Origin of the sequence: Rhizobium sp. L43 (assembly GCF_002531725.1) — a bacterium.
Lineage (GTDB): Bacteria > Pseudomonadota > Alphaproteobacteria > Rhizobiales > Rhizobiaceae > Rhizobium.
The window spans coordinates 33,861-60,421 of record NZ_NWSQ01000025.1 but is presented as its reverse complement, the minus strand read 5'-3'; the positions used below and the strand labels follow the sequence as shown (position 1 = coordinate 60,421).

General features: G+C 61.7%; 23 protein-coding genes. 3 read left to right on the top strand and 20 right to left on the bottom strand.

Annotation, left to right across the window (positions count from 1 at the left end):
• Positions 1 to 67: 67 nt before the first annotated feature.
• The 18 genes from CO667_RS35505 to CO667_RS27100 form a co-directional block, all read right to left on the bottom strand.
• Complete coding sequence (locus CO667_RS35505; RefSeq protein ID WP_170961491.1) at positions 68 to 241, bottom strand: hypothetical protein; 174 nt, start codon at positions 239 to 241, stop codon at positions 68 to 70.
• Between the two features lie 326 nt (positions 242 to 567).
• Positions 568 to 1,044, bottom strand: coding sequence for a hypothetical protein (locus CO667_RS27190; protein WP_096771505.1), 477 nt, complete (start codon positions 1,042 to 1,044; stop codon positions 568 to 570).
• Between the two features lie 333 nt (positions 1,045 to 1,377).
• Entirely contained in the window at positions 1,378 to 1,542 is a 165-nt protein-coding gene (locus tag CO667_RS35500) for a hypothetical protein (protein WP_167669584.1), read from the bottom strand.
• Between the two features lie 323 nt (positions 1,543 to 1,865).
• On the bottom strand, positions 1,866 to 2,174 hold the full coding sequence (locus CO667_RS27180) for a DUF736 domain-containing protein (RefSeq protein ID WP_011427435.1): 309 nt from the start codon (positions 2,172 to 2,174) through the stop codon (positions 1,866 to 1,868).
• Positions 2,175 to 2,802: 628 nt separating this feature from the next.
• Complete coding sequence (locus CO667_RS27170) at positions 2,803 to 3,726, bottom strand: zincin-like metallopeptidase domain-containing protein (protein ID WP_096772369.1); 924 nt, start codon at positions 3,724 to 3,726, stop codon at positions 2,803 to 2,805.
• Positions 3,727 to 4,030: 304 nt separating this feature from the next.
• Positions 4,031 to 4,618 carry a hypothetical protein gene (locus CO667_RS27165; RefSeq protein WP_096772370.1) on the bottom strand — a complete coding sequence of 196 codons (588 nt, stop codon included), beginning with the start codon at positions 4,616 to 4,618 and terminating at the stop codon, positions 4,031 to 4,033.
• Positions 4,619 to 4,985: 367 nt separating this feature from the next.
• Positions 4,986 to 5,393, bottom strand: coding sequence for a hypothetical protein (locus CO667_RS27155; protein WP_096771807.1), 408 nt, complete (start codon positions 5,391 to 5,393; stop codon positions 4,986 to 4,988).
• Complete coding sequence (locus tag CO667_RS27150; RefSeq protein ID WP_096771806.1) at positions 5,390 to 5,746, bottom strand: hypothetical protein; 357 nt, start codon at positions 5,744 to 5,746, stop codon at positions 5,390 to 5,392. Before CO667_RS27150 ends, CO667_RS27155 begins: the two co-directional genes overlap by 4 nt.
• Positions 5,746 to 6,630: a hypothetical protein gene (locus tag CO667_RS27145; protein ID WP_096771805.1), complete on the bottom strand. Its 885-nt coding sequence runs from the start codon at positions 6,628 to 6,630 to the stop codon at positions 5,746 to 5,748. Before CO667_RS27145 ends, CO667_RS27150 begins: the two co-directional genes overlap by 1 nt.
• The gene (locus tag CO667_RS27140; RefSeq protein ID WP_096771804.1) at positions 6,627 to 7,103 is read right to left on the bottom strand and encodes a hypothetical protein; all 477 of its coding nucleotides are present in this window, start codon (positions 7,101 to 7,103) and stop codon (positions 6,627 to 6,629) included. The genes CO667_RS27145 and CO667_RS27140 overlap by 4 nt, the downstream gene beginning before the upstream one ends.
• A gap of 93 nt (positions 7,104 to 7,196) precedes the next feature.
• A complete protein-coding gene (locus CO667_RS27135; protein WP_096771803.1) occupies positions 7,197 to 8,939 on the bottom strand; it encodes a ParB/RepB/Spo0J family partition protein in 1,743 nt (580 codons plus the stop codon).
• Between the two features lie 583 nt (positions 8,940 to 9,522).
• Positions 9,523 to 14,616, bottom strand: a complete 5,094-nt coding sequence (locus CO667_RS27125; RefSeq protein WP_096771809.1) for a helicase-related protein — start codon at positions 14,614 to 14,616, stop codon at positions 9,523 to 9,525.
• A gap of 142 nt (positions 14,617 to 14,758) precedes the next feature.
• Positions 14,759 to 15,364, bottom strand: coding sequence for a DUF1419 domain-containing protein (locus CO667_RS27120; protein ID WP_064843796.1), 606 nt, complete (start codon positions 15,362 to 15,364; stop codon positions 14,759 to 14,761).
• Positions 15,365 to 15,488: 124 nt separating this feature from the next.
• Positions 15,489 to 16,460, bottom strand: coding sequence for a DUF3991 and toprim domain-containing protein (locus tag CO667_RS27115; RefSeq protein ID WP_096771802.1), 972 nt, complete (start codon positions 16,458 to 16,460; stop codon positions 15,489 to 15,491).
• Between the two features lie 202 nt (positions 16,461 to 16,662).
• Positions 16,663 to 16,839 carry a hypothetical protein gene (locus CO667_RS35495; RefSeq protein WP_170961508.1) on the bottom strand — a complete coding sequence of 59 codons (177 nt, stop codon included), beginning with the start codon at positions 16,837 to 16,839 and terminating at the stop codon, positions 16,663 to 16,665.
• Between the two features lie 652 nt (positions 16,840 to 17,491).
• The gene (dhaL, locus tag CO667_RS27110; RefSeq protein WP_096771801.1) at positions 17,492 to 18,133 is read right to left on the bottom strand and encodes a dihydroxyacetone kinase subunit DhaL; all 642 of its coding nucleotides are present in this window, start codon (positions 18,131 to 18,133) and stop codon (positions 17,492 to 17,494) included.
• A 10-nt stretch (positions 18,134 to 18,143) separates the two neighbouring features.
• Positions 18,144 to 19,136, bottom strand: coding sequence for a dihydroxyacetone kinase subunit DhaK (locus CO667_RS27105; protein WP_040114043.1), 993 nt, complete (start codon positions 19,134 to 19,136; stop codon positions 18,144 to 18,146).
• Positions 19,137 to 19,157: 21 nt separating this feature from the next.
• A complete protein-coding gene (locus CO667_RS27100) occupies positions 19,158 to 20,009 on the bottom strand; it encodes a TIM barrel protein (RefSeq protein WP_064843790.1) in 852 nt (283 codons plus the stop codon).
• Between the two features lie 227 nt (positions 20,010 to 20,236).
• Between CO667_RS27100 and CO667_RS27095 the strand changes: the two genes are divergently transcribed.
• Complete coding sequence (locus CO667_RS27095; protein ID WP_064843788.1) at positions 20,237 to 21,166, top strand: LysR substrate-binding domain-containing protein; 930 nt, start codon at positions 20,237 to 20,239, stop codon at positions 21,164 to 21,166.
• A 71-nt stretch (positions 21,167 to 21,237) separates the two neighbouring features.
• Here CO667_RS27095 and CO667_RS27090 read toward each other — a convergent pair whose 3' ends face one another.
• Together CO667_RS27090 and CO667_RS27085 are read right to left on the bottom strand one after the other, a co-directional pair.
• Positions 21,238 to 22,086, bottom strand: a complete 849-nt coding sequence (locus CO667_RS27090; RefSeq protein WP_064843786.1) for an alpha/beta fold hydrolase — start codon at positions 22,084 to 22,086, stop codon at positions 21,238 to 21,240.
• A complete protein-coding gene (locus tag CO667_RS27085; RefSeq protein ID WP_081284278.1) occupies positions 22,083 to 23,051 on the bottom strand; it encodes an NAD(P)-dependent oxidoreductase in 969 nt (322 codons plus the stop codon). Before CO667_RS27085 ends, CO667_RS27090 begins: the two co-directional genes overlap by 4 nt.
• Before the next feature lie 395 nt (positions 23,052 to 23,446).
• On the opposite strand from CO667_RS27085, the gene CO667_RS27080 reads away from it, so the two are divergent.
• A complete protein-coding gene (locus CO667_RS27080; RefSeq protein WP_081284275.1) occupies positions 23,447 to 24,463 on the top strand; it encodes a TRAP transporter substrate-binding protein in 1,017 nt (338 codons plus the stop codon).
• 9 nt (positions 24,464 to 24,472) lie between these two features.
• On the top strand, positions 24,473 to 26,338 hold the full coding sequence (locus tag CO667_RS27075) for a TRAP transporter large permease subunit (RefSeq protein WP_064843783.1): 1,866 nt from the start codon (positions 24,473 to 24,475) through the stop codon (positions 26,336 to 26,338).
• Positions 26,339 to 26,561 lie beyond the last annotated feature (223 nt).

The window sequence follows — 26,561 nt, the reverse complement described above, 5'->3', positions numbered from 1 at the left end:
TACCTACCGCCAGCGCGCCTCTGTGGCGAGTTGAGAAAGGCCCGTCGAAGCGGGCCATGTGGGCGCCTCATCGGCGCCGGTCCCAATCGGTCTCGAAGGACACCTCGATATCGAGGAAGAACGGGATCTTGATCGCAAGCTTCAGGCCGATTTTCCCCTTGCGGAAGAAGTGGCTGATCACTTTGCCGAGGGCGCGGAGCCGGCGGCCAGTGGCGGCGAGGAATTTGGCGAGCTGTTGCATGGTATTTCTCCTTTCGAATTGCGGTCATCGCGAGGATAAGCGGCGGACCGGAAAGGAGGGGCGCACCCAGAGGGCCGCAACGAACGGACTTGCCGGCGACTGAATTTTGATCGGCGAGGAGCCGCAGAAGGCGGCGGGGAAAATTCTGGCGGCGGCAGGTTGCGTCGCGACGCAGGGGCTGCAGCATCCCCGATGATAGATGACGGCAGGTCGAAAGGAAGAGGCTCAGCTGGCCGTTCTCGCCATCATTGCGATGGTCTCGCAGGCAGCGCAACGAAGGGCCGCTCTCGCCGCCCTCCGGATGGTCGAGCCCGCCGACGGATTGATTATGATGCTGGGCACCTGATGTAGCTGACACGGGAGGCGCTTACAGCGATACCGGTTTCGCGTGTGATATCCTTGATGATCGGCGCAAGTGAGCCGAGTTCGACGTCGGTGAGCGCAATCAGCTTCGGATAGTCGATGTCGACGCCGGTATAGTCAGCCGTCAAAGCGCTGGACCAATCGCCGCCGTTGATGCGGAATTCGTGCGTGTCGAAATCGATGTCGAGCTCATCCATCAGGTTGATGGTGAAGCGCCCGAAGATCTCAGCCTCACCCTCAAGCCGGTACTCCGCGATGAGAACGCTGCGCTCCAGCGCCATGATAATCCGCACGCGCCCAATTGCTGCCTCCAGTCCTTCGAGCAGGCGATCATGAAGCTCTCGCGAGAATTCGCTGTCGCGGCCGAACCGGTTCGCCAGGACGACAAGCCGGAAACCGGAAAGCTTGGTGTAGAGCGCAAGGTTATGGTCAGATGTCATTGTGTGATCTCCTCATCTTGATGACGGAGATCGGCCACTCCGTGGCAAAGAGGGGTCAAGGACCGCGGGACGCGGCTCGCAAGCGGGGGAACCGATTTTTCCGAGAAGCGAAGTGCAACGCAGCGGCGGAAAAATTGGGGGAACCGCGCCGTCCTTGACGCCGGATTTGCTGGAGTAAAATAGGAGGTCAGAGAGAGAAGAGACCCACGGCCCTGGAGGGGACGTGACCGTATCCGGCGCGAGCCGGTGAGAGTGTCGAGGGGAAACTCCTGACAGCCGGGAGGCCGGTCGATCCGGCGGACCGGCTCATGATCCAGCAGAATGAGAGCCGCCTCAGAAGGGCGGCTCGGCTTCGATGATGCCGTCCTGTTCGGCAAGCGCCACGGCCAGATCAGCCTGGGCGAGCTGAAGCTCCGCTTCGACCTGGCGCCGCTCGACGGCGTCGCAGGCGTTCCTCAACTCGGCCCGCAGCTCCTCGATGTGCTGTTCGATGGTCATCGTCTCATCTCCTTGAGTTCGTGAAAGACGAGACGGCGGGGCGGGAAGAGATGACGGGGTCAAGGAGCGCGGAAGCGACCGGCGGAGCCGGCGAGTGGGGGAGCCGATTTTGTCGGAGTGGAGGGCGCACCGGAGCGAAGGCAAAATTGGGGGCACCGCTCGTCCTCGAGGCAGGCATTTCTTCCCGGCACGATAGCCTCCACTGAGCAGACAAATTCCGGTTCCGTATCGCACCGAAAAAGCCGGCGGCAGGCTCGACGCCTGCCGACGGCTTATCTTTGTCGCCGGTTGACCCCGCCTCGGCGGCGGGGCCTGTCCGGATCTCAGTCCCGGTTGGGGCGGGACCAGATCAGCTGGTAGCCGTCCTCGCCCTCGACCTCGGTGAGCGTCGCGTAGATCGGAGCGGGGAAGCTCGGGTCGTCGAGCTTGACCGAGAGGTAGTCGCGATCCTGCTCGGAGCGCTTCTGCCAGGCCGCACCCAGTTCGACGTTGCCGGCGTAGATGCGGTAGTGCGGGCCCTTGTCGGAGGGGTTTTCGATGCGGGCGATGCGGGCCTTGACGTTGAGGGCGAGGGTGCGGATCGAGCCGTTGAAGCCGGTTTCGGTGGAGGTGAAGGTGCCGATGGTTGCCATTGTCGTATTCCTTTGCTGTTCGGGCCGCGCCCATCGCGGCCTCGATGGCTGTCGCAAGGATCGGGGACGATCGGACCGCACCCCCGGGGTCCCTGTGGCGCCTGCGCAATGGGGTGGCTCGTAGGGCCGGACTGAAATGGAGGGCGGCCAGGAAAAACTTTGTTGTTCCGCGAGGAATGGGCGCACCGCGCTCAGGGGAAGAAAGTTTTGCAAGGCCGTTGCGGGAGGACGATCGAGGCGAAGCCGGTTTTCGATCAGACACGCCTCATCGAGCCCGCGAAGGACGTGGCCTGATCTGCGGCGGAAGGGAATATGGCGATGGCAGCTGCGCCCCGACTGCCTGCCGGATCCCTGCAACGGTGGGCTCGCCGCCCCGTCCACATGTCAAAATCAAACGTCCGGGAACAGCCAAGCAAGGGCGTTGCGTTGGCCGTTCTTCGGGCTATCGTCGTGCTCGCGAATCGTCGCCCATCGTCGAAATCAAGCCATCCCGGAAGCTCAAGCCGATCGACCGGAAAACCTCGATCTGGGGCAAATTGGATCTCACGGCTGATCCCGACACGCTCCCCACGTTGAGGCCTGAACAGTTGCCGGCCGCTGGCGAGACCAACGACCGACGCTAAAGTCCTCAGGCAGCGAGCCGGTCGTCGGCACGTTCGGGCTGTAGGCCATGCAGGAAACTTACGGCCCGTTGCGCATGCGCCGCCGCCTGGAAGATCGCCCGCCTGTCGTCGCTCAGGACCTTGAGCCAGGAGTCGAGGTACGAGGCGTGATCAGGGCGGGGCCTGAGCTCGGGAGCAATGCCGAGATCGGCGCACAGGAAGCAACTGCCGAGTTCGGCGATCAGTTCCTCTCGCGCCCGCTCGGATTTGTCCTCGTCATAGCGGCTGAGGTCGCGGCCGAGGCGATGGCCCGGCGCCGTCCAATGGGTGACCTCGTGACTCAAGGTCGCGTAGTAGCTTGCCGCATCCTTGAAGCTCTCAAATGGTGGCATCTGGACGATGTCGGCGGCCGGCGCAAAAAAGGCCTGGTTGCCGCCATGGCGAATTGAAGCACCGGTGTTGCGGAAGAACCGATCGGCATTCTCGATGCGCTCGACGGGATCGAGAACCGGAGCCGGCTGGTGATGATACTGGTCGGAAAGTCCGTCGATCTGTTCGACGTTGAAGACACTGTACGCCTTCAGGAAAGGAATCTCCCGCTCGACCTCGCCGCCGTTCCCGTCGGTTTCGGACTTGGTGAAACGGCTGGCGAAGACGACCGTGGCGCCTGTTTCGCCCTTGCGGACGGCAGCACCCAGTTCGAGGGCCTGCTTGAACGTCATCCACGTGGATGACGTATATCCCCGGGCGCTGCCCTCCGACCAAAGAAGCAGCACGTTGACGCCGGAATACGGCTGCCCGTTATGACGCAGCGGCCGGGTAATACGGCCGGTCGTGTTCTCGGCGTTCCATGGCTTCATCCACGGCCGCACGCCCTTCGCCAGATCCTCAACGATTCTGTCCGTGATCCGGGTATAAAGATCGACCCGCTGTTTCTCCGTATTGCTCATCTTCAAGCCTCCGTTTTGAGGCCGCGCCCGTCGCGGCCCGTTACGGAGGGCAGAAGGCAGGAGCCGATCAGCCGGCCGATGCACCGGAACGGCCGGAACTTCAGTGGAGGACGGCGGAGCCGTTGCATCTGCCGGTGGCTCCTGCAGACCCGACGAACGGAACGGGCCGTGAAGGGCGTGCCATCCGCCTGATTTCCGTTTCCCTATTGGCCGCGTCAGCGACACGAAAACAGGCCGGCTCCGCCATGGAACCTGCCGTTCACGCGTTTGTCGAGAGGCGGGGCCGGAGCCCCGCCGGCACGGCCTAGTCGAAGGCCGAGATCTGGGCTTCAGCGGCCTTGCGGCTGAGCGAATGACCCGGCTGCTCGACCGGCCGGTCGAAAGGCTTCCAGGTCTCGCCGATCACCTGGGCATAGGCGGCGACGGCGCCTTCGGCCGCCATTCTGAGCGAATGGGCCTGTATGCCCATGTCGGCGGCGAATTCGCGCTTGCGCTGGGCGGCGCTGTCATAGCCGACGGGGCCGTCGAGATCCTCGTCGCGGGCATCGTTGGCGGCCTTGGCGGTGGCATCGCGCGCCTCGGTGACAGCGCGGCTGTAGAACTGCCCGGCGCCGTGGGCAGAGCCGACGAAGGCGCCGACGATCCGCTGCAGGTGGATCTGCATCGCCTTGTCGCCCAGGCCCTCACCGAGCGCATCGGCGGTCTCGATGACGAGCCGTTCGTGCAGGTCGCGAATGCCGTCGCTGTCGATGACCGCCGTGCCGAAACTCTCGGCGATCTTCACCGCCTGGCTGGCGTCCGGGCATGTCAGCCGGACCATTTCTATAGTGGCGCCCTTGCGCAGTTGCACGACGCGGGCAGACTGGCGAGAGGAGGGTGCGGACTTGGCCATGATCGTTTCCTTTCGAGGTCGTCCGATCGGGCTCCGGCCCATGCCGGCTTGCCCTTCGGTGCGGTCATTCCAACCGGCGGAAGACGGGCGTTTCAGGGTCCGGTCCTGCCTGGACGAGCGGAGCCGGTTTGCGGGCGACGAGGGCAAACTGCCCGCGAACGAGCACGCGAGCCTGATCCGTGAAGGACGGCGGGGTCCGGCCGCCCCGCGGCGCGACAGCGGCCTTGAAGCGCACGGCCGCCGGTTCAGACCGCAGCAAAACCGAAGGGCGATCCGGCAAGGCGCGGGACTATGATGTCCTCGAACGAAACGACAGGCCCGCCCGCTTGCCTGAGCCTTTCCAGCTCACCGACGTCAAGCGCTCGACCTATCGCTTGGCCGGCTTCGGCAACCGGTAGGATTGTAGCCAGGTGGGACCGTGCGAGTTGCGAAGTCCACGAAGCAGACCGCCGTCATCATACGGCGGCCCGCCCATCCAGGCGTTGTTGAGGATCGATTTCCAGCGCCTTCCATTCCTGGCGGCATAGGCCTGAAGTGCTGCTTCCTGTTCCGGCGTCAAAGGCGGCAGCGTTTCGCGTGTGCGACGAACGGTGCGCGTTTTTGGTCTGGGATCCGCCGGTGCTTCCCTTAGAGCGATCAACCGCCTGAGTTCCGCGACACCGGCATTGAGGCAGGCTTCGCCTTCGAGGTGATGGAACTGCAGCCAGAAAGCGGTGCGCTCCGCCGGTGATGCGCCGATGCCTGCTCTTCGCTCCAGGTCTCCGATCGTGCTCATGGCGTCCTGCCTCCCGGACCGGTAGCAGCCACGACTGTGCCGTCGGACCCGGCTCTCGCCCGCAGCGCCGCGATTGCCGCATCCTGTCGGGCGAGTTTTCTCGAAAGCGCATCGATTTCCGGCTGACGCTCGGCGGTGATCGCTGCCAGGTTGGCCCGGTAGCGTTCGAGAAAGGCGCCTGCTTCCGGCGCCTTGCCGCGGCGATAGCCGGAGTGACGGCGACCAAGCTGGGGAATGATCGTGATCATGCGTCGCATGATCTGCCGGTCGATCAGATCGAGCTGGTGCTGGGTCTGCCGTCGCGCCGATTCCATTCTGGTAAACTGCCCGGCGCGTTGCTCGGAGTTGGACATTACGACGCCCTCCCGCGCCAGGCGGCGAAGCTGGAGGAACCCTCATAGGCGGCATGCCGTGTCTCATCGATGACGAAGCCAAAGCGGCCGGCCGCATATTCGTCGCTCTGCACCAGGAAGCGGCGCTCTTCCACTCGCTCGCCGCGCGCGCCGCCGATGGTGGCGATCACCTCGATCATACCAGTGTGATGGTCCGAACGAAGTGCCGCGGTGACGATCCAGTCGCCGGCATGCTCTCGTGCGAATGCCTGGGCGTCTCTCTGGTAAGACTCGCCGGGGGCGAGCGCCCGACCGAAGATCGTTTCCCAGGCGTCCGGCCAGCTGTCGCGGATAGTCTTATCGGCGCACTTGCGCTCATAGGTCGTGAACAGGTCCGGAAAGGTGAGTGCGACGATTGCCCAGGCAGCGTCCTCTTCATACCAGCCGCCATCTGTCCTGAGCATCGGGTGGACCTTGGCATTGCTGGCGTCAGAGAGCCTGAAGCCACCGTGACCTGCCGTCGTATGGCAGACAATTCCATCGGCGTAGACGGTGGCGCCCTGCGACGGACCCCATGGCGTGCTGCAGGTCACCCGGACGGTCTGGCGGGATAGGAGCCGCAGTTCGCGGCTATGCCCGGCCTGTTCGATCATGCGGTTTCGGAAAGCGGCTTCGCCCTCAACAGAGCCGTAGTGCGAATAGAAATCATCGCGCTTCAGTTCCGCAAGCGGCCGTGACACGCGCCAGGCGCTGGCGAGAAAATACTGGCCATCCCGGGCCGGAACCATCGCGAAGACGAGATCGCCGACATGTGCGACAGCCATGCCGTCGGCGCTTCTGCCGAACTCCGCCCCCGACGCGTCAGGGGCGGAGACTTCGTTGGAGTCAGAAGAAAGCATAGTCATGCCGCAGCCCTCCCTTCGATCTCATCTGCGGCGACCTCGTCGGCAGTCGCCTCCTCGAGAACGGCATGCGGATAGCCGTGCCGGGTGAGCCATTCCGCGGCCGCCTGCCGATTGTCGGCCAGGTGAACGAGTTCGGCATTGGCGCCGGGGCGATCGAAGACGCGAACAGATCCAAGCGCGGGGCGCTCGACGACTTTGAATGTCAGGCCGCTATCGAGCGAAAAGGTCCGGTGGATACGGACGGTGATGATGCCATTTGCGCCGAGATCGCCTTCATGCAGCGTGAAACACGGTGTCAGACTGGTGTTGCCGACGCAGCGCTCGCCTTCCTTGCGGATCAGCCGGCCCTGGCTATTGCGTGTTTGCCAAGCGGACAGTTTCTTCCTGTGGCGCTCGGGCGGTCGTGGGGTACCATCCGACCAGGCGACGATGGAGCCGATCGGGGCGAGGTCATAAATCAGAGACGCGGACATCGCATCCTCCTTCAGGTTTTTGTGGGTGGTGGAAACGAAACCGCCGCCGGGAGGACCGGCGGCGGAAGATCAGGCGGAGAAGGACGGGGGCGGCTATTCCGCCGCGATCCCGTAGGCGGTTTCCTCCTCGTCGGAGGCGGCATCACCCACGGGTTCGGCGACGGGATCGCCATGTCCCGTCGCTGTTGGATCGAACCTGTCGACACCGACGTTCTCGCCCTCAGCACCGTCGCCGTCGTCGCCGGTGAGATCATCGGCGTGCTTCATAAGATCTGCGATGTCCTTCGGGTCAGGCGCAAACAGCGCCGCCGGAAGGACGAAGGCAGCATCGGCCGCGAAGTGACCGATAAGTGCCGCGCGGGTTTCGCGGACCCGTGCCCGCGGGACGAGATTGACCGACTTGGCGGCGGCTTCGAGCGCCTGACGCGACAGGCAAAGCAGGAAATCCTCGGTGCCCATGTTTGGAAGGAAAGCGTCCGCGCCGATCGCGTCACCGGCAATGCGCGAGACGACGCCACTGTTCGACATGCCGCGCCGGCATGAGAGCACGTCGATGAGAACGGAGCGGGCGGCGACACGCACGCCGTCCATGTCGAACGACAAGCGTCCGTCTGCGGAATAGAGGCGCGCGACATGACGCTGGAAACGCTTCGATCCGAACACGGTGTCGTTGGCACCGGAATCGACCCGAACATTGGTGCCGGCAAACGCCATGACCAGGAGCGCCATCAGCATGTCGTCCTCGATCGGCGCCCGGGCGAGCGCCTCATGCAGCGCATCGGTACGGAAATCGCCAATCATGTCCTGGCCCTTCTGCGTGACCTCGGGCCTGGTCTTCCCGACGACATCGGTGTCGTCGTCGGCCTCCGTCGAAGCGTTGCCGGCCGGACCGGATCGCCCTTCGGTTTTCCTTGCCTCCGGCATCCGGTAGTGGACGCTCTGCACCTTGCCGTCGCGATCGAGATACATCGCGGTGCAATCGCCCTTGGCCGGCTTGCCGTAGACGCGTTCGGCCTTCTTGGGCAGTTCCGGCTGGCCCCAATTGTTGACCTCGACGATGGCGCCCTTCTTCGGAAGGTTGCTCGCCATCCACTCCTGCTGGGCGCCGAGAAAGGCTTCGACATTGGTGGTGTAGCGATTGTCCTCGTCGGCAGGGCCGAACAGGTCCTCGGCCCACTCGATACCGTACGCGAGGCGAAGATCGTCGCCAAAACTTGCGTCGCGGGCATGCATGCGGGTTTTCGAGAGGCCGTTGGCGATCTGCCACCAGGCCGCCGTGTCGCCCTTCTTCGGCTTATGGGCTTTCCAGACCTCTTTCTGCTCTTCGGACGATGCGGCCGCGATCGTCCTTAGCTGCTGCTCGTTGGGCATGTCCCCCTTCGCCATCTGGTCGAGCATGGAAGGCAGCACGTTGGCGAGCAGACGAAGCTTGCGGATCTGGCGGACGGGAAGCGCGAGCGCCACCGCGATCGCCTCCTCGGTCCAGCCGAGCGCGACCAGCCGCTCGATGCCCCGCCATTGGTCGACCGGATTGAGCGGCTCGCGCGCAATGTTCTCGACCATCGAGCGCATGGCGCCGTTGTCGTTGGCCGCCTCAACGACGATCACGTCGATTTCCTCGAGACCGGCGGCAATCGCCATTCGAGTGCGCCGGTGACCGGCTTCGATGATGTAACCGTTGCCGCCGACTTCCGGGAAAATGACCGGCGGCTGGATCACGCCGACGGCCTTGATCGTCGCCAAAAGCAGGGCGTCGGCCTGCGGCGTCGACTTCGATTGGCGCGTGTTGTCGGGGTTGTCCTTCAGCGCACGCGGATCGACCTTCATCAGTTGCATGGGATGCTCCTTGTCGGGGATTGGACACGGCCCTCTGCCTGCCCTTCTCGCGTCTTCATTCTTTCCGAAGACACTTTCCGGACCGCCGAGCGGGCGGCTGGGTGCAACTGCGGCCGAGCATCGCTGCCGCGAAGGACGAGCGGGGCTTACAGCCCTGCGAAGGACGAGTGGCGGGATGCGGAGGCGGCGGTTGAGCGGAAGCGGCGACCAGCCGACTGCTCTGCGACCGGTTCATCTCCCTCTTCCTCCTTTTCTCCCTTGCCTGCTTCTCATTTCGGCGGCTGACGCCGCCGGCCTGCAAAAACGCATCGGCTTGCAAGCGACTGGATGTCGATCGGGATAGATGGGAGATAAAAAAATGGGCCAGCGGAAACCGCGGCCCATGAAGTGTGAAGGTCAATAAACCTCCAGAGGGGAACAGCTGCTGCGGCGGAACTGGGAGGAAAGCCGCCATGTGCATCAGCTGTGTGCACTATGCTCGAATTTTGACCACTTGGAAAACACTTTTTGTGCACTGCAGCTATGTGAATGCTGCAGCGCTTCCAAAATCCGCGGATGGAGGTCAGGCAAATGGCGTCAGACCTCAGGCCGCTTCCGAGTGGGCCAAACCCTCCTCGCGTGCCACGGCTGCCAATGCCTGATCGACGTCCCGTAGTTGCCGGCGCTTCTCGGCGAGTTCTTCGGAAAACGCAAACAGGCCGCCCTCGCGCGAGCGGTAGGAGGCGAGACGCCGCTGGGCGTCATGAAGGCGATGGCGATAGCGTTCCTGCTCCTCGTCAAAACCGTCGAGCGCGTTTTCGAGGCGGGAGGTAGCGCCAAGCGGCGTCACGGTCACCGGCAGATCGATTTCGTAATCCGCTCCAGTGCGTTGGAGAAGGGTCGTGTAGCGATACCCATCGTCCCTGCCGAATCGCTCGCCGAAATAGACGAGATCGAAGCCTCCGATCGAGGCGATGACGCTCTCGTCTTCCTGCTGGAGCTGAACCAGGGTGAGGATTTCCTTCATCAAGGCGCGACCGGCGGCTTTCCGCTCGTTGAAAGCCTCGTCGACGACCGTCATGGCAAAGGCCTCGGCCGCGGTCGGAACAAGACGGTCAATGTCCTTGCCGATTTCCGCAACACGTCGCTCCGAAATCTCGATATCGCGTTCGGCGTCGCGGATCTGCCGGCGCACCGCATATTGATCGTCGTCATGGGCGGCGCGCAGCCGTTCGAGCCGGGCAATGTCCGCCTCGAGTCCCGCCTTCTGCATCAGGCGTTCGTCGCCACTGGCAATCGCCTTCGCCATGGCGAACTGATTGGCCGCTCCTTCCCCGAGATCTTCCAGCCGGCGGATCGAGGTATCGCCAGACAGCGCCGCCGCGATGAAGCGGGCCTTGCGTTCGTTGTTCTGCCACATCGAGGCGTCAAGCGAACCTTGGGTGGCGTAGGCGAAAATATCGACCTCGTCATGCTGGTTGCCCTGACGAACGATCCGGCCCTCGCGCTGTTCGATCTGCGAAGGCAGCCACGGGACGTCGAGGTGATGCAGCGCCTTAAGGCGCAGTTGCGCATTGACGCCGGTCCCCATCGTGTCCGACGAGCCGATCAGGAAGCGGACCTTGCCGGCGCGGACGTCGGCGAACAGACGCTGCTTCGCCTCGGTCTTCTTGTAGTCCTGCATGAAGGCGATTTCGGAGGCCGGAACGCCCAGGCGGACGAGCTCATCCCGGATCCAGCGGTAAGCGGAAAAGCCTCTGCTCTTCTCGACGTTGATGGTGCCGAGATCGGAGAAGATCATCTGCGCCGCGCCAGGCAGATCGAAGGGCTTGCCGTCGGGTCGCACGAACGTGCTTTGCGACGTCTCCTGCCAGATACGGAAAGCGTTCTGGACGAGCAAGTTGAGCTTGTTGTCCGGCTCGTTGTCATTGTCCACGTCGACCAGGCGCAAATCGATGGCGGCATGGCGACCGTCGGTGATGACGGAGAGCAGGATGTCGTCGCCGGGCTGCGCCGGCCCCTCACGCATCTCGATCGCCTTGATACGGGCGTCGAGGACCGTCTGGTAATTCTTGAATGCCTGGGTCGGCTTGGCCGTCAGGATCTGCCGGCGGCCGGTCGAGATCTCAGGCACCTTGACGTAGTCGCGGAGATCGCCGGGCAGCACCACGTCGGCGAAAGACCGGAACATGGCGATCAGTTCCGGGACGTTGACGAAGGAAGCAAACCGGCTGACCGGCTTGTATTTGCCTGATGGCTGGATCTCCAGTTCCGTCGTCGTGTCACCGAACGTCGAGGCCCAGGCGTCGAATTCATGCAGGCCGCGTTCGGCCAGCGCCGCGTGCCCAAGCTGACGTTGGACCGAAAACATCTCGCCAAGCGTATTGGTAATTGGCGTGCCGGAGGCGAGAACCAAAGCCCGGCCGGGGTCCTTCGTCTCGACGAAACGAGACTTGACGTAGAGATCCCAGGCACGCTGCGAACCGTTCGGATCGATGCCTTTCAAGGTCGACATGTTGGTGGCGAAGGAAAGCTTGCGGAATTCCTGCGCCTCATCGACGATGATCTGGTCGACGCCGATTTCGGAAATCGTCAACAGGTCGTCCTTGCGGGTGGACAGCGCCTCCAGTCGTTCCTTCAGTCCCTCCTTGAGCCGTTCGAGACGCTTGCGGGAGACACGGTCCTCGCTGTCGACCTTGGTCAGCAGCTCCTCGTAGAGCTGCAGTTCATCCTGGATCATCTGCTGTTCGAAACTCGACGGCACGGCGATGAACCGGAATGCCGAATGGGTGATGATGATCGCGTCCCAGGTCGCCGTCGCCGCCCGCGAGAGGAAGCGAGCGCGCTTGTCCTTGGTGAAGTTGGTCTCGTCGGCGACGAGGATGCGGGCGTTCGGGTAGAGCGCGAGAAACTCGCGGGCGGCCTGGACGAGGCAATGGCCCGGAACCATCAGCATCGCCTTGGCGATCAGCCCGAGCCGGCGCTGTTCCATGATCGCGGCCGCCATGGTCATCGTCTTGCCCGCACCGACAGCGTGCGCGAGATAGGCCGAGCCGGACGAAATGATCCGCCAGATGCCACGCTTCTGATGCCCATAAAGAACAAAGGCGCCAGAGGCGCCGGGAAGCATGAGATGGGAGCCGTCGAACTTTCGAGGCGCGATATCATTGAAACGATCGTTATAGACCCGCGCCAGCCGGTCGGTGCGATCAGGATCGGTCCACACCCAGTTCTGGAAGGCCGTCTTGATTTTCTGCAGCTTGTCGCGGGCGGCTTCGGTATCGACGACGTTCAGCACCCGCCGCTCGCCATCGGCATCCTTGAAGACGTCGAAGATCTGCGGCACGCGGCTGTTCAGCGCATCGGCAAGCAACTCGCCGGCGTGGCGTCGGTCGGTGCCCCATTCGGATGTGCCGGCCGCCGTCCATCCAAGTTGCCGCGCCTCGACCGTCCATGAACCGAGTTCCGGCATGTGGTGGATCCTGATCTCGGCGCCCATCGTCTCGTGCACGAAGTCGACGATATCGGCGGCCGGAATCCAGGGAGCACCCAGCCGTGCGGTGATATCAGACGGGCGAAGGTCGGCGGGCTGCACCGCCTGAAGCGCACGGACATTGCGCTCATAAGCGGGATCGAGCTCGGCCGCAGCTGCCGCGGCAGCAAGTTTGGTGCGCACGGCCCCAGAGAGATAAGCATCCGAGGTTTGCCATGAGCCGTCGGCGGGATCGCAAAAGATTGCGTCACCGAGCGCATCGAGAACCGCATCCGTGTCGCAATGCAGAAGCTCGGCGATATGATCGAGGTCGATGCGCCCGCGTTCGTTGAGGACGACCGCTAGAGCATCGGCTGCGGAGGTGATGACGGGCGGGGAAGGGGGCGCGATGACGCGTTCCGAGAAAATCGGCCCGGGCCTGGCGGTGTCGGTTTCGAGGTCATAGTCCTCGATGGAGGCAACCAGCCAGCAGTCGGGATCGTCGCGAAATGGCATAAGGTTCGGCTGGCGATGGGTTTCACGAACCTCGCCCGTCGTCTCATCCTCGATGATCGAAACCGTGGTGTGGTTGATCGGGCCAAAATCGCGCACGAAGTTCGACCAGGCGATGCGCAGCCGCACCTGTAGCTCGCGCCACGGCCGGTCCAGTTCCTGGGCTTTCAGGACGTCGCGCACGGCTTCGCGGATCGGGATCAGTTTGCGGATGATCCGGACGTGCTTTTCAGAAATTCCCTCGCCACTGCGCGCCTTGCGCACCTGCACCGCGACGGGCTCGCCATCGACGACCTGCATGAGGCCGTGCCTGACATCGACAAAATAGCTGCCTTCGCGCATCTTGGCATCGTCGGGGCGGAGATCGACGTTCTCGGCAAGCTCGTCCTCCAGATCGATGTCGATGGCCGTCGGCTCGCCGTCATAAAGGCCTTCCGGAAGAAGAGCGATGGCTGCCGTCAGCGCCGCGTCGAGCTCCTCGCCGGCGCGTGATCGGCACGTATAGGTCTCCCCGAAGGGACCGGAGCTCAGGGCATGGTCGCCGAGGACAAAATCAGGATGCCGCGCGAACCACCTGTTCACGCGGATCGCGCCCTCGTCCTTGGTAGCCGGCCGGACTTCCTCCAGGTCGAGCCACGAAAGGTCGCCTTCCGGCTCGCCTGCCTTGCGTTTGCGAAAGAAGAGGGTGTCGACCACGACATCCGTTCCGGCGTCGCGCCGAAAACTGCCTGCGGGCAGTCGGATTGCGGCGATCAGGTCGGCGGACTTGGCGATGTGTTCGCGTGCGGTGCCGTCCGCCTTGTCCATGGTGCCGGCGCTGGTGACGAAGGCAGCCAGGGCGCCCGGCTTCAGGAGATCGATCGATCGGGCAATGAAGTAATCGTGCAGCCGAAGAACGAGCGAACGATATTGCCGGTCGGAGCGAACCGTCCGATCGGAGAAGGGCGGGTTGCCGATGGCAAGATCGTAGATCGCATTGAGGTCGGCGCGCGCGAAATCGCCATTGATGATGCGCGCCTTCGGCTGCAGCAGTTTCGCGATGCGGGCCGTGACGGGATCGAGCTCGATGCCGGTGACGTAGCTCAGTTCGCGGTACTGTTTCGGCATCAGCGCCGGAAACAGGCCCGTTCCGATCCCGGGCTCCAACACACGGCCGCCGCGCCAGCCGAGACGTTGAATGCCCATCCAGATTGCCCGAATGACGAATTCGGGGGTGAAGTGGGCATATTGGGTGCAACGGGCAAGCGACGCATAGTCGCCCACGCTGACCGCGGATTGCAGCGAGTTGCCGAGATCGTCCCAGCCTGTGCGGAAGTCGGCTTCGCCCGGCCGCCGGAACATGCCATTTGCCAGCTCGCCGGCGCCGAAGCCGGTGAAGCGGATGAGCCTCGCCTGCGCGGCCGGAGTCACCGGCAGGTTCATCTTCTCGATTTCGTTGGCGGTGAGGATTGCCGCAACGTTGATGCGTGCCCGCTCCTTCCAGCTCGCGGCGAGCTCGCGGTCGCCATCGTCGAGATAGAAGTTGGCGCGCTGCCCCTGCTTCCGCGGGACCGGCCGGTTGGTCACCGGCAGAGCCGGCTCAGAAGAGGGCGGGGTCGGGTCAGGCTCGTCGTCGTTGGCGGCAAAACCGCCGAACGCAGCGACGCCAAGACCAAGTCCTGATGACAAAGCGCTGCTGCCAAACATATCAAGGGTGAAGGGATCGCTGCTCATCGAAAACTCCTTGTGAGCGAGCGTCATCGATCCGCCGCAAGCGACAGTCGAGGAACGCGAAGGGGGGAGGCCGCCTGCATGGGCTGCGCGGCTATCGTGGTCCGAGCGCGATCGCTTCGCGCACGGATGCAAACGGAAACTCTCAAGCCGCGATCGGCGAGGGGAGGTGGCGCAGTTGTACCGGCAGTTTGGCGGCGATCTCGTCCTCGCTGAGGTCTTCCAGCAGCTTCAGAACAGTGCCGCCTTTACCGCCGTAGATCATCAGGGTGCGTTTGCCGCGCGAAGCCTCTGGCCAGCGCTCGCCAGCATAGCCGCGATAGTCGTCCGCCGTACTGCTCCAGATATGCTCGAGACGCTCCTCGCGCGTCATGGACCGAACCGGGCGGCTTTCGCGCTCAATTATCGCGACGCGCATGGTCTCGACGGAGGCTTGATCGGCAAGATCACAATAGCCGTGAAAATAGCGGATCGCCTCATCGATCCGGAGTGCGAAGAACACCGATGTCACCGAGCCGGTCAGGAACTCGCGCATCGCAAACATCGAACCGCGGATCCAGAGCGGCGGCAGGATTTCGAACATGTAGTCGTGCTCGGCCTCGCCGATCTCGAACCATTCGCCGGCATAGAGCGGCGTTGCGTCGGCTTCCCAGCGGTTGGGCCGCTGGAGATGACGGTCGAACATGCGGAACATCTGCGGTCGGCTTGCGACACCCTGGAAGACTTTTCGGATTGCGGGAGAGGGGTTCATCTACAGCTCCTTCGGAGGTTTCGGACCGAAGCGCGGCACTGTCCTCTCGACCGTGCCTTCCTATTCAGTCCTTCATGACCCCTTGGCTGCCGCCGGCATCGCGACCGTCAGGGTCAAGGGCCGGCTACGCCGGGCGAAGCCTCCCTTGACGCGGGCGGCGCGGATGCGGCACGCCTCCTCCTTCCATCCTTTCCCTCTTTTCCTTTTCCCTGATCTTCAGGGTTTCGTTCCAGTCCTCTTCCGGCGGCCGAAGCCGTGTCCAGTCGCAGCCGGCATCGTCGGCAAGCGTCCGCAGCCGTTCGGCAAACATGTCGCCCTGGGGATTGGCGTCCGTCGCCGCGATGATCTGGACGCCAGTTTTCGCGGCCAGCTCCCGCAACGCTGCCTCCGTGGCCGGCGACCATCCGCCGCCGGTGCTGAGATAAAGCGTGCCCTCCCGCAAACCCTCGATCGCCGCGAGGCTCATGGCATCGATCGCGGCTTCTGTGACGGCCAAGCGCGATGCGCTGTCCGAACCGAAACGGAAAAGAACCTTGGTTCCTCCGGATGCAAAACCCCGGTATTGCGGACCCCGCGCTTCCCAGCCGGTCAAGGCCCCCGCCTGGTCTCGGTGCGCCGCCCACATGCTGCCTTGCGGACCTTCTCGCAGTAGGTCGCCTTTGATAGTCGCTCGCAGCACGTAAGTTGGCACGTGGCGCTCGCCACTGAGGTATCGACATGTCGAGGAACCGGGCCAGGGTCGCCGGCGGGACTGCCAACGATCGGGAAGAGAGAGGTCGCATCTCTCGCCATGTTTCGCCGGCTGCCACTCCGGCTCCGTGATCTGAAACCCGATGAGAGCCGCGATCCGTTCTGCGCCTTCGAGAAAGCCGACCCGTTCGAGATGCTCGACGAGCCGGAACACATCGCCTTTCGCGTCGGACAGTGGATCGAACCATCCGCGTCCTTCATAGGTGACGATGACGATCTCGCCGCCGCGGCGGAATTTGACTGCCCGCCGTGTGCTTTCCTTCGCGTCTATTGCAAACCCGGCATGCTCAAGCACCGCCGCACATCTGACCTGCTCGCGCAACGCTTCTATTTCTCTTCTCTTCATTTTTCCTTCCGATCGCCCGGCGATCGGCCTCCATAGCCCTTCCTTGCCCGTCGGTTCACCCGACCCCTTTCGGCAGGCCCCAAAGAGCAAAGGCCGCAAGGGCGCGGCGCGCAATTGTCGGATCATGCAAGCTGAAATTGGCCGCGGCGAAGCTTCCCTTGCGGCCCGCCGCTCGCAAGGGGCACGCCCCGGCGGTGCCGGCTCAATGAGCCGGCCAAGGCATGTACTCATGCACGATCGCCAGATCGTCGTCGGCGTCGATCTCATCGGAAGGAATGACGCCATATTCGCCGTCAACTTCGAAAAGGGTGACCGGTACCATCAGGTCACGGGAGAGCTGGAAGGCGTGGGACTGGGCGAGAGAGAGATCGTGCGACATTTGAGAGGCTCCTTCGGGAGCGGGCCAATTCCCGCTCGATGGCTCCTCCAAAGGCACGGGTCCGGGCGCGATCACCGCGACGCAAAGCGGAAGCGGCCGCAGCTTGCTAGCGGACCCCTCGCGGGTTGATCGTGGAAGATCCGGAACCGGCCAGGACGCCATCGGTAAAGAGCGGGATTGGCTTGCTTCCGTTTGGGCCACCGTTTGACGCACGATTTTCGAGCTTCGTGCCAGGTCGTCGCTCCCCCAGGCCGATTACTCGTGTCTTCGATTTAGCGGGTCAGGTGTTAGCTGAGCGAAGGACTCTGCGTCGCCGCGTGACCGAATGTCGCGTCAGCTTCAGTCGTGGCACCGCCTAAGTTGCGATGAGTCGTGCCTTTCGCGGTTTGCGGAACCCGACCCTGCAAGCGAGAGCGATGGTGCCCGGAGACCGAATGCATAGTTCGCCGCCGACCCAATCTGTCCGCTAAGTTTGATTCCCGGATGGCCGCGAAAGCGGGTGTCCACCCTCGGGCGGCACACGGAGGAGTGTTGCCGGATTTCTATCGCGGCGCGTTTCACATCAATAACCGAGCGGCACTCTGGATTGGCTTCCCCTTAAGCTCGGCATCACTTCGGTTCTCAGTATGATCACGCTCAAGAAGCGATGACACTATTGAAGCCTATCACGGGTTCCCTCAGACAACTCCTTGAGGATCAGCGCGCAAGACGTCGCACCAGCATCCAGCACGCCGAGCGATCGTTCGCCCAGCCTGCTGGCTCGGCCGATCCGTGCGATCAAGTTCACCGTCGAATCGCGGCCACTTTCGGCTGCCGCAACGAGGAGTTCCAATGCCTCGTCGAAGGATTTTCCTTCTGATGTCGCTTTGTCAAAAGCTTCAACAGCAGGCACCAACGTGTCAAGCAATGTCTTGTCGCCGACTTTAGCCGAACCAATTTCTTGAATACCCGTCAAGCCAGCATGCAGCATTCGGCTGAACGACTTGCTGTCGATCTGGTCGACCTGATCGATCTGCTGGGCAAACTCGGTGAACATCACACCGTAAAGCGGACCCATAGATCCGCCGATCTCGGTCATCAGGACTGTTCCCAGGGTCTCAAGCGCTTTTGCGAGCGATAGCTCCTTGCCGCGTATCCGGTCGGCCACTAAACCGAAACCTTTCGCCATATTTATTCCGTGATCGCCGTCGCCAATCTTGCCGTCGATCTCGCTGAGGTAGTCGCGGTTGTCGATGATCGCTCTTGCCATGGAGACTACGATTTCTCCGGCTGCCGCGTTATTCATTTTTTGCATTGTTCCCTCCTTAAAGTGTCGCCGCGCAGCGAACCTCGACCTCCAGTAGCGACTTTAGCTCTTCATCGAGCGCCATAACCGTCAAAGTCGCTCCAACCATCTCAAGAGACGTGAAGTAGTTACCAACATACGCTTTGTGGATCCTGAGGCCGCGGCCGGAGATTTCCTCCTCGACTGTGTCGAAGAGAATGTAAAGTTCGTTCAGCGGTGTCGCGCCAAGGCCAGATACCAGTACGGCCACTTCTGTCCCCGAGCCGAGATCATGGTCATCCAGCACGATCTGGCACATATCCTTGGCGACCTCTGATGCGCTCTTGAGCGCTTCTACTCGCACGCCCGGCTCGCCGTGATGGCCGATACCGACTTCAATGGTGCCAGGCTCGATCTGGAAGTTCGGATGTCCGACCGCTGGAAGAGTGCACGGCCCCAATCCGACACCGACCGAGCGGCAATTGTCGATGGCCTTCTGCGCTGCGTCACGAACCTCGGATAGGCTGGCGCCCATCGACGCTTTCGCTCCCCCCACCTTCCACATGAAGATCTCTCCGGCAACGCCTCGGCGCTTCGCCTGCTCCTCCGCGGGGGCGGAGCATACGTCGTCGGTTGCAACGACCGTGGCAACCTCGATGCCGTCCTTTGCGGCGAGCTTCATCGCCATCTTCACGTTCATGTTGTCTCCGGCATAATTTCCGTAGAGGACAACGACCCCTTTCCCACCATTCGCTTCGCGTATGGCATCCTGAAAGCTCTTGGCCGTTGGCGACGAAAACAGCTCGCCGACCGCGACCGCGTCAAGCATGTTGCGGCCTATATAGCCAATGAAGGCAGGCTCGTGTCCGGAGCCACCTCCAGTTACGACACCCACTTTTCCTTGCGCGGGCCGGTCAATCGCCGTCACCACGCGTTGGTTTTCGGCGAGGCGCACGATGTCTCGGTGTGCCTTCACAAAGCCCTTGATGGTATCTTCCACGACCTCATCGCGGTTGTTTACAAAACGTTGCACTGCGTCCTCCTCCAGACACGGTCATTGATTGTCGTTGAGCGCTCGCCGGACGACCTTGAGCGACCGAGCCAGCGAGTCCTCGATCGATGACAGCGGCACGGGATCTCGGCGGCGAACGGGCTGCGCCTGCCGATTGCGATGCAGTCTCAAGGGAAGTTCAATACTGACCGGGAGGCTGTCGAGCTTTGCGATTGCAGCCAGGAGGCGCTCGCACCCGACCTTGCCGTCGCCGATATCGCAGAAAAACCAACCTTCGTCGGTTTCACGAACATCCTTGATATGGGCGTGCGCCGATTCCGGCAGCGCCAGGATTCCATCACCTGCGAGATCGTCCATGTCCGGTCGATGTGACGCTGTGTTTGCGGCGTCGTAATTTAGCTTTAGAAAGGGCGATCCGAATTCCTCAACAAGAGAAATACCGTCTCGCGCGGTGTTGATCAGGCTATCGCTGCCGTCTCCTGGGTTTTCCAGGCCAACGATGATATCGAAGGCTTCCGCTCTTCTCAGTATGGTTTCGACGTTGCGACGGAATGTTGCCTCTCTTTGTCGGGCGGCCGTGTTGGTCGCAATAACCTTGGCTCCAATCGCCGCGGCGAATGCCATGCGGCCCGTGAACACTTCGACCGAATCTTCGAAACCGAGGTCGATGTGCGACGACATTGCATGACACAAGAGCCCCGAAAACCTAAGCGCGCTGCGCCAACTGGTCATCTCGGAAGGTTTGAAGGCGGTCTCGTCAAAGGGTTCTGTATATCCAACGATAAAGGCCGGCTCGAAATGCGTGAACCCGAGGGTTGCCGCGCTCTCCAGTGCGGCCTCTCTGCTATGCCCGTCGTACGGCGCGCCGGACACGGAGATCACCCGTTCAGCCATGCATTCCTCCCTTAGAAGAACGGCGCAAAGTCCGTTCCGAAGGGCAAAGTGTTAAAAACGCTTCATCCGGACAAGCGAATTCCGTCGGTCAATGCATGAATACATCTCAACAGCTGCATCATTTGCGTTAAATTTCCTCATGGAATATAGATGAAGGGCGTCCTCCAGCGTACTGAATCTCTCCAGTGGGAAAGGTGGCGAGGCACGCATAAACGGGAGGAGGGGTGATGAGCGCGTTGGAGTTTCCTTCGCTGCGATCGCTACAGGTGTTGGAAGCTGTCGCACGTCTTGGATCTTTTGGAAAAGCCGCCGAGGAACTGAGCATCAGCCCCTCGGCCGTGAGCCATCAAATGGCCGCGCTGGATTCGGAGCTCGGAATTGCTTTATTTCATCGCTCCGGGCGTTCAATCATACTGACTGACGCGGGGAGGGCTTACGCCGAAGAGATCAGCGCCTCGTTTCGAAGGATCGAGAGCGCCACGCGCAATTTCACGAAGAAGGGCAAAAGTGACATTCTGAATATCCATTCGGTCGTCAGTCTAGCTTCGCAGTGGCTCATGCCTCGCCTGGCCCGGTTTAGCGCCCGCTATCCGGAGATCGATCTTCGACTGCACGCTTCTGGTGACCCGGCCGAGCTCAGGACCGGCAACGTCGATATAGACATCCGCTACGGAACGCAGCCCGTGGAGGTTGGCATCGCCGTCGAGCCCTTCCCACCCGAGCCAATAATGGTCCTGTGCGCCCCATCGTTGGTCGAGGGCGCAAACGGAATACGCTCACCGCAGGATCTCGCCAGATTTCCGCTCATCCACTCCGAAGTGAACCTCTATCGCTGGCAGGATTGGGCCGACGACCACGGTGTGAGGCTCAACATGGATCGGGGACTGCGTTTCGATAGATCTTTCATGTCCATCAATGCGGCCGCGGATGGACTTGGCGTTTGCCTGGAAAGCCTCATACTCGTCCGGCAAGATCTGAAAAGCGGGAGGCTCGTTGCGCCGTTTGGCCCGGAAGGCCCCAGCATCAATTGCCATAGTCTCGTGTACTTGAGGTCCAGGGCAAGAACACCAAAGATCGCTCTGTTCAAGCGTTGGATCGAAGAGACCCTGGCTGGCGACACGGTTTCTGCGAGTGAGATCGACGTCGGCGGGAGGTGAGTTATGCACACTCAGGGTCGGTGATGCGCGACTGGTGGATCAGACGCGCATCCCCGACGTCAGGCAGTGGTTTAGCCAAAGAATTTCCGGAGTTCGTTCGCTATGAATTCGGGAGCTTCTTCCGCAACCCAGTGACCCGAGCCCGGGATCAATCCGCCTCGAACGTCACTCGCCACCCGCTGCATTGATTCCATCGTCTCCATGCCGCGGCCAAAACCACTGTCTCCGCCCAGGGCGAGGACCGGCATTTCGAGCTTGCCATCCCTCTCGAGGAATAACTCGTTGTCTTTGACGTCGGTTGGAAAGCCCCGATAATAGGCGAGAAGTGTGCGTAGGCCACCCGGTTTTAGGTAGGTACGGAAATACTCATTCTTGTCTTCCTGAGATAGCACGTTTGCCCGGCTGCCATAATTGTCAAACAACCATTCCAGATAGATATGCTCGCGACCGCCGAACATCGCTTCCGGCAAATCCGGCGTCCTGAAGAAGGGGTGGTGCCAACGCCGGCCGCCTTGCGACATGTCCGCTCCATCGCCAGGAATGGTAACGTCCAGGATCGCGAGCTTGCTAACAGCCTCCCGGTGCTGCGCGGCCAGGGCAAACGCCACCGGGCCGCCCCAGTCGTGTCCCACAAGATTGAAGCGATCGATCTTCAGATGTTCAGAAAGAAGCTCCCACACGTCTTCGGCAATCGTCTTCTTGTCGTACCCATCGGCGGGCCGGGAAGTGTCGCCGAGGCCCCGCAGGTCCGGCGCGATGATCGCGTACTTGTCGGCGAGGAAGGGGATCACGTGCCGCCATTCGTGCGAACTCTGCGGCACCCCGTGAAGGAGAACCAGCGGCTTACCGGATCCTGCGGTCAGGTAGTGCATGGTGATGCCGGACAGTCGCGCGTAATTGCTTTTGATCTCGGCACTCATTTCTTTGCCTCCTTCTGGCCCGCGGTCATCCCCCGATACGCACGAATGACCTGACTGTCATCTGCCGAGCCCGACCCCTGGCCAGACGCGGCAAGGAAGAACTGATGCGCAACGGAGGCGAGCGGCAGGGCGGCCCTGGCAGAGGAGCCAGCGGCAAGCACGATACCGAGATCTTTCACAAAGATGTCTACCGCGCTCGTTACCTCTGGGTCTTCCAGAAGCATACGCTGGCCACGATCGTTGAGCATCCAGCTGGCAGCCGCCGAGCCGGACACGATCTCGAGTACCGTTGAGGTGTCGAGCCCAGCCCTTTCGGCGAGCGACAGCGCCTCAGCCGCTGCCGCCAAGTGTACACCGCACAGCAACTGGTTGACCGCTTTGGCAACCGATGCCTGGCCAGGCCGCTCCCCGAGATAATAGATCTTGGAGCCGAGCACGTCGAGAAGATCGCGGCTCATTTCATAGGTTTGCCTGTCGCCAGCCACCATAATGGAAAGCGACGCGTCACGCGCTCCGGCGACGCCGCCGGAAACAGGTGCATCCAGAAACCGGTGACCGCGAGCAGTCACGGCCTCGGCGAGCTGTTCAACCTCGCCGGGAGGGCATGTTGACATCAGGACGACGATGCTGGTCCTGGTTGAATTTGCCAGGGCGCCCCGTTCGAAGAGGGCTTGGTGCGCCTGGTCGATGTTGACCACCATCAACATCAAGACGTCGGTCTCGCTGGCGGCTTCTGTGGCGTCTGGATAGGCAGTCCCGCCACTGTCAGCGAAGCTTTTTAGAGCATTCTCCGAGATGTCAAACCCCTTGACGTTGAAGCCGCTTTTTAGGAGATGCGACGCCATGGGCAATCCCATGGAGCCGAGACCAAAAAAACCGATTGTCGGTTTTCCCGGTCCTCGTGCCGGGCTCGGCTTTGTTTCTAAAGCTTGGTGCAATTCCGGTCTCCTCCGAGATACTGGCACGTCATAGGTCGGCACATCCCACCGGAGTGCCATGGTCGCATGCAAAGCGGTTAGCATAGCGGCTTCCTCCACATCAAAAGAGTTTGCCCAAAAAACATGTGATCTGGATTCATGTTGCCTGGCGCGTTCTCCTAGAAAAACTTTGTCTCCATCGCGGGTCACGCCGAACTCGCCTGAGTTCAACTCACCATTGGCCTGAGGCAATTCATTTGCGGACGTTTGGCGCAAGCGCCTATTTTACGTCCAGCCGCACAGTGGGAGGCTTCCGGCTTCAGCGACGTCACACCAAGGTCTAAGCAACCTGCGAGAAACTGAGGACCGCTTACGAGGAGAGCGCCTGCGCTGGAGGCTCCTAAAAACATCGACATAGATCAACACGGTTAGAGGAGGAACCAATGATCACAATGAACCGCCGTACCCTTATTATGAGTTCCGTGGCGATGACCGCCACGCTTGCGGCACCTCGCACAATGCGCGCGAGCTCGCCAGAGTTTTCGTTTAAATTTGCCAACATCATGCCCGTTGATCATCCGCTCAACACCCGCATGACCGAGGCTTCCAACAAGATCAGCGAGCAAACAGACGGCCGCGTGAGTATTCAGGTGTTTCCCGCGAGCCAGCTCGGCACCGATGCTGATATGCTCAGCCAGCTTCGATCGGGTGGCCTGGACCTTCTTGCGCAGACAGGCCTCATCGCAGCGACACTCGTTCCGCCCGCGGCCATCACCGGCGTAGGATTTGCCTACCCCAACTATGCTCAGGTCTGGAAGTCGGTGGATGGCGAGCTCGGCCGGAGCATCCGGACGGCTTTTGAGAAGGTCAACCTGATCGCCTTCGAGAAGATGTGGGACAACGGCTTCCGGCAGACCACCTCGATCGGCAAACCGATCAAGTCGCCCGAGGACCTCAAGGGCTTCAAGATCCGCGTCCCTCCTGCGCCGCTCTGGACATCGCTCTTCAAGTCCCTCGGCGCCGCGCCGACATCAATTCCATGGGGCGAAACCTATTCCGCGCTTCAGACTCACGTGGCTGACGGTCTCGAAAACCCGCTCGCTGGCATTTACTTTGCCAAAATGTACGAGGTTCAAAAGTATCTTTCCCGGACCAACCATATGTGGGACGGCTTCTGGATCCTCGCCAATCGGGACAACTTCGAGATGTTGCCTGAGGACTTGCGTGACATTGTCGTCACCGAAATCAATCGCTCGGCTCTCGTGCAACGCGCTGATGTCGAAAAGCTGAATTCCGAACTCCAGGCAGAGCTGACGAGCAAGGGTCTTGAATTTATCGACGTCGATACTGCCCAGTTCCGCGCGACGCTGCAGGCTTCGTCGTTCTACTCCGATTGGAAGGGGCGTTTCGGCGAGGAAGCATGGGCGTTGCTGGAGTCTACCTCGGGCAAATTGATCTGAGGCGTTGACATGGCTACTTCTGAAAATGTCAGCCCCCCGGTGATTGGCGCGTGGCCAGTCCTGGCCAAAGCTGAAGCGGGCGTGGTGCGCCTGATTGAATTGATCGCCGCAGCACTTGTTGTCGTCGAGGTACTCGTGCTGTCGGCGGGCGTCTTCGCCCGCTATGCATGGGGCGAGCCGCTCATCTGGTCGGACGAGCTCGCCTCCATGTTGTTCCTCTGGCTTTCGATCGTGGGCGCGGTCCTCGCTTTTCACCGCGGACAGCACATGAGGATGGGCGTTATCGCGGACGCGATGCCGCCCGTCGTAAAGGCAAGACTGGAGGTGGCTGCACTTGTCTTTTGCCTTTCGGTCTGCGTGCTTCTTCTACCCAAGGCCACGGTCTACGCTCTTCATGAAGTTCCGGTCGTCACTCCCGCGATGGAGGTTTCGGTCGCATGGCGTTCGTTTGGTCTTCCGATCGGACTTGGCCTGATGCTTATCCTTGGCGTGACCAATGCCCTTCAGCGCATCAGGCTGAGCGATTTCCTGATCGGAGTCCTTGTAGCCGCATGCTTGATAGGGTTGGCGATTGCGGCGAAACCGTTGATCATGGCGATGGGCAACTGGAACCTCGTGCTTTTCTTCGTAGTCTTCATCGCACTAGGTGTGCTGAGCGGCGTACCAATCGCGTTCGTGTTCGCTCTCGCTGCCATCAGTTATGTGGCTCTGGGTACGAGCCGTCCGATAAGCGTGATCGCGGGTCGGCTTGACGAGGGAATGTCGCATCTTCTCCTGCTGGCGGTCCCGCTGTTCGTGCTGCTGGGTATGCTGATGGAGGTTACGGGCATGGCAAAAGCGATGCTGAACTTCCTGGCGTCCTTGCTCGGACATGTCAGAGGCGGCCTGTGTTACGTCCTCGTCGCGGCAATGTATCTGGTGTCTGGGATATCGGGTTCGAAGACCGCCGACATGGCTGCTGTCGCCCCGGCACTGTTCCCGGAGATGAAAGCGAGAGGATCAAAGCCCGGTGATCTCGTGGCCCTGCTTGCGGCTACGGGTGCGCAGACGGAGACGATCCCGCCGAGCCTCGTATTGATCACCATCGGATCGGTTACGAGCGTATCGATTTCGGCCCTGTTCATAGGCGGTCTTTTGCCGGCGTTCGTCTGCGGATTGATGCTTTGCGTTGTCGTCTGGTGGCGCTATCGCAACGAGGACATGTCGGGTTTTCGCAAGCCGCCGGCCAGGGAGATCTTCCGCACATTCCTGATTGCGCTTCCGGCTTTGGCCCTGCCTTTTATCATCCGTACAGCGGTTGTCGAAGGCGTTGCTACCGCCACGGAAGTCTCGACAATCGGCATTGCCTACTCGCTGCTGGCAGGCCTCCTCATTTACCGCCGGTTCGACTGGAAGCGGGTGGGTCCGATGCTGGTGGAAACGGCGGTCTTGTCCGGAGCCATCCTTTTCATCATCGCGGCGGCAACGGCTGTGGCCTGGTGCCTAACTCAATCGGGTTTTTCGCGTGGGCTGGTTCAGACGATGGCGGGTCTACCCGGAGGAGCGCCGATCTTTATGATCGTGTCGATCGTCGCGTTCATTGTGCTCGGTAGCGTGCTGGAAGGCATTCCCGCGGTGGTTCTGTTCGCACCTCTGGTATTTCCGATCGCCAAGGGATTAGGGATCCACGACGTGCACTATTCGATCGTGGTCATTCTCGCCATGGGAGTGGGCTTGTTCCTCCCGCCGTTCGGCGTCGGTTATTATGCCGCCTGTGCAATCGGCCGTGTGAACCCGGTGGAAGGGATAAAGCCGCTGTGGGGGTACATGATCGCCCTGCTTCTCGGGCTTGCGATCGTCGCAGCGGTGCCCTGGATCTCGATCGGCTTCCTATGACGTGCGACCGTAGGCGGCCGGTAGAGAAGTCGGCCATTCTACGATCGTAACCATGTCGGATAAGGCGGAATGCCGGGCTGGCAACGTGCTTCAGAAGCATGCTGCTGGCTCCGCAATATGCCCGGGAAGGAATGTAGCGCCCACCGGAAGATCGTTACGTCCTCGCGGTTTTCCGTGGCTTCTTCCTCAAGGAGCGGTGCGCTCTTCGAGGGAAGAGGTAACA

Coding starts and splice junctions, on each gene's coding strand:
- CO667_RS35505 (WP_170961491.1), bottom strand. CDS start 241: ATGCAACAGCTCGCCAAATTCCTCGCCGCCACTGGCCGCCGGCTCCGC.
- CO667_RS27190 (WP_096771505.1), bottom strand. CDS start 1,044: ATGACATCTGACCATAACCTTGCGCTCTACACCAAGCTTTCCGGTTTC.
- CO667_RS35500 (WP_167669584.1), bottom strand. CDS start 1,542: ATGACCATCGAACAGCACATCGAGGAGCTGCGGGCCGAGTTGAGGAAC.
- CO667_RS27180 (WP_011427435.1), bottom strand. CDS start 2,174: ATGGCAACCATCGGCACCTTCACCTCCACCGAAACCGGCTTCAACGGC.
- CO667_RS27170 (WP_096772369.1), bottom strand. CDS start 3,726: ATGAGCAATACGGAGAAACAGCGGGTCGATCTTTATACCCGGATCACG.
- CO667_RS27165 (WP_096772370.1), bottom strand. CDS start 4,618: ATGGCCAAGTCCGCACCCTCCTCTCGCCAGTCTGCCCGCGTCGTGCAA.
- CO667_RS27155 (WP_096771807.1), bottom strand. CDS start 5,393: ATGAGCACGATCGGAGACCTGGAGCGAAGAGCAGGCATCGGCGCATCA.
- CO667_RS27150 (WP_096771806.1), bottom strand. CDS start 5,746: ATGTCCAACTCCGAGCAACGCGCCGGGCAGTTTACCAGAATGGAATCG.
- CO667_RS27145 (WP_096771805.1), bottom strand. CDS start 6,630: ATGACTATGCTTTCTTCTGACTCCAACGAAGTCTCCGCCCCTGACGCG.
- CO667_RS27140 (WP_096771804.1), bottom strand. CDS start 7,103: ATGTCCGCGTCTCTGATTTATGACCTCGCCCCGATCGGCTCCATCGTC.
- CO667_RS27135 (WP_096771803.1), bottom strand. CDS start 8,939: ATGCAACTGATGAAGGTCGATCCGCGTGCGCTGAAGGACAACCCCGAC.
- CO667_RS27125 (WP_096771809.1), bottom strand. CDS start 14,616: ATGAGCAGCGATCCCTTCACCCTTGATATGTTTGGCAGCAGCGCTTTG.
- CO667_RS27120 (WP_064843796.1), bottom strand. CDS start 15,364: ATGAACCCCTCTCCCGCAATCCGAAAAGTCTTCCAGGGTGTCGCAAGC.
- CO667_RS27115 (WP_096771802.1), bottom strand. CDS start 16,460: ATGAAGAGAAGAGAAATAGAAGCGTTGCGCGAGCAGGTCAGATGTGCG.
- CO667_RS35495 (WP_170961508.1), bottom strand. CDS start 16,839: ATGTCGCACGATCTCTCTCTCGCCCAGTCCCACGCCTTCCAGCTCTCC.
- dhaL (WP_096771801.1), bottom strand. CDS start 18,133: ATGCAAAAAATGAATAACGCGGCAGCCGGAGAAATCGTAGTCTCCATG.
- CO667_RS27100 (WP_064843790.1), bottom strand. CDS start 20,009: ATGGCTGAACGGGTGATCTCCGTGTCCGGCGCGCCGTACGACGGGCAT.
- CO667_RS27095 (WP_064843788.1), top strand. CDS start 20,237: ATGAGCGCGTTGGAGTTTCCTTCGCTGCGATCGCTACAGGTGTTGGAA.
- CO667_RS27090 (WP_064843786.1), bottom strand. CDS start 22,086: ATGAGTGCCGAGATCAAAAGCAATTACGCGCGACTGTCCGGCATCACC.
- CO667_RS27080 (WP_081284275.1), top strand. CDS start 23,447: ATGATCACAATGAACCGCCGTACCCTTATTATGAGTTCCGTGGCGATG.
- CO667_RS27075 (WP_064843783.1), top strand. CDS start 24,473: ATGGCTACTTCTGAAAATGTCAGCCCCCCGGTGATTGGCGCGTGGCCA.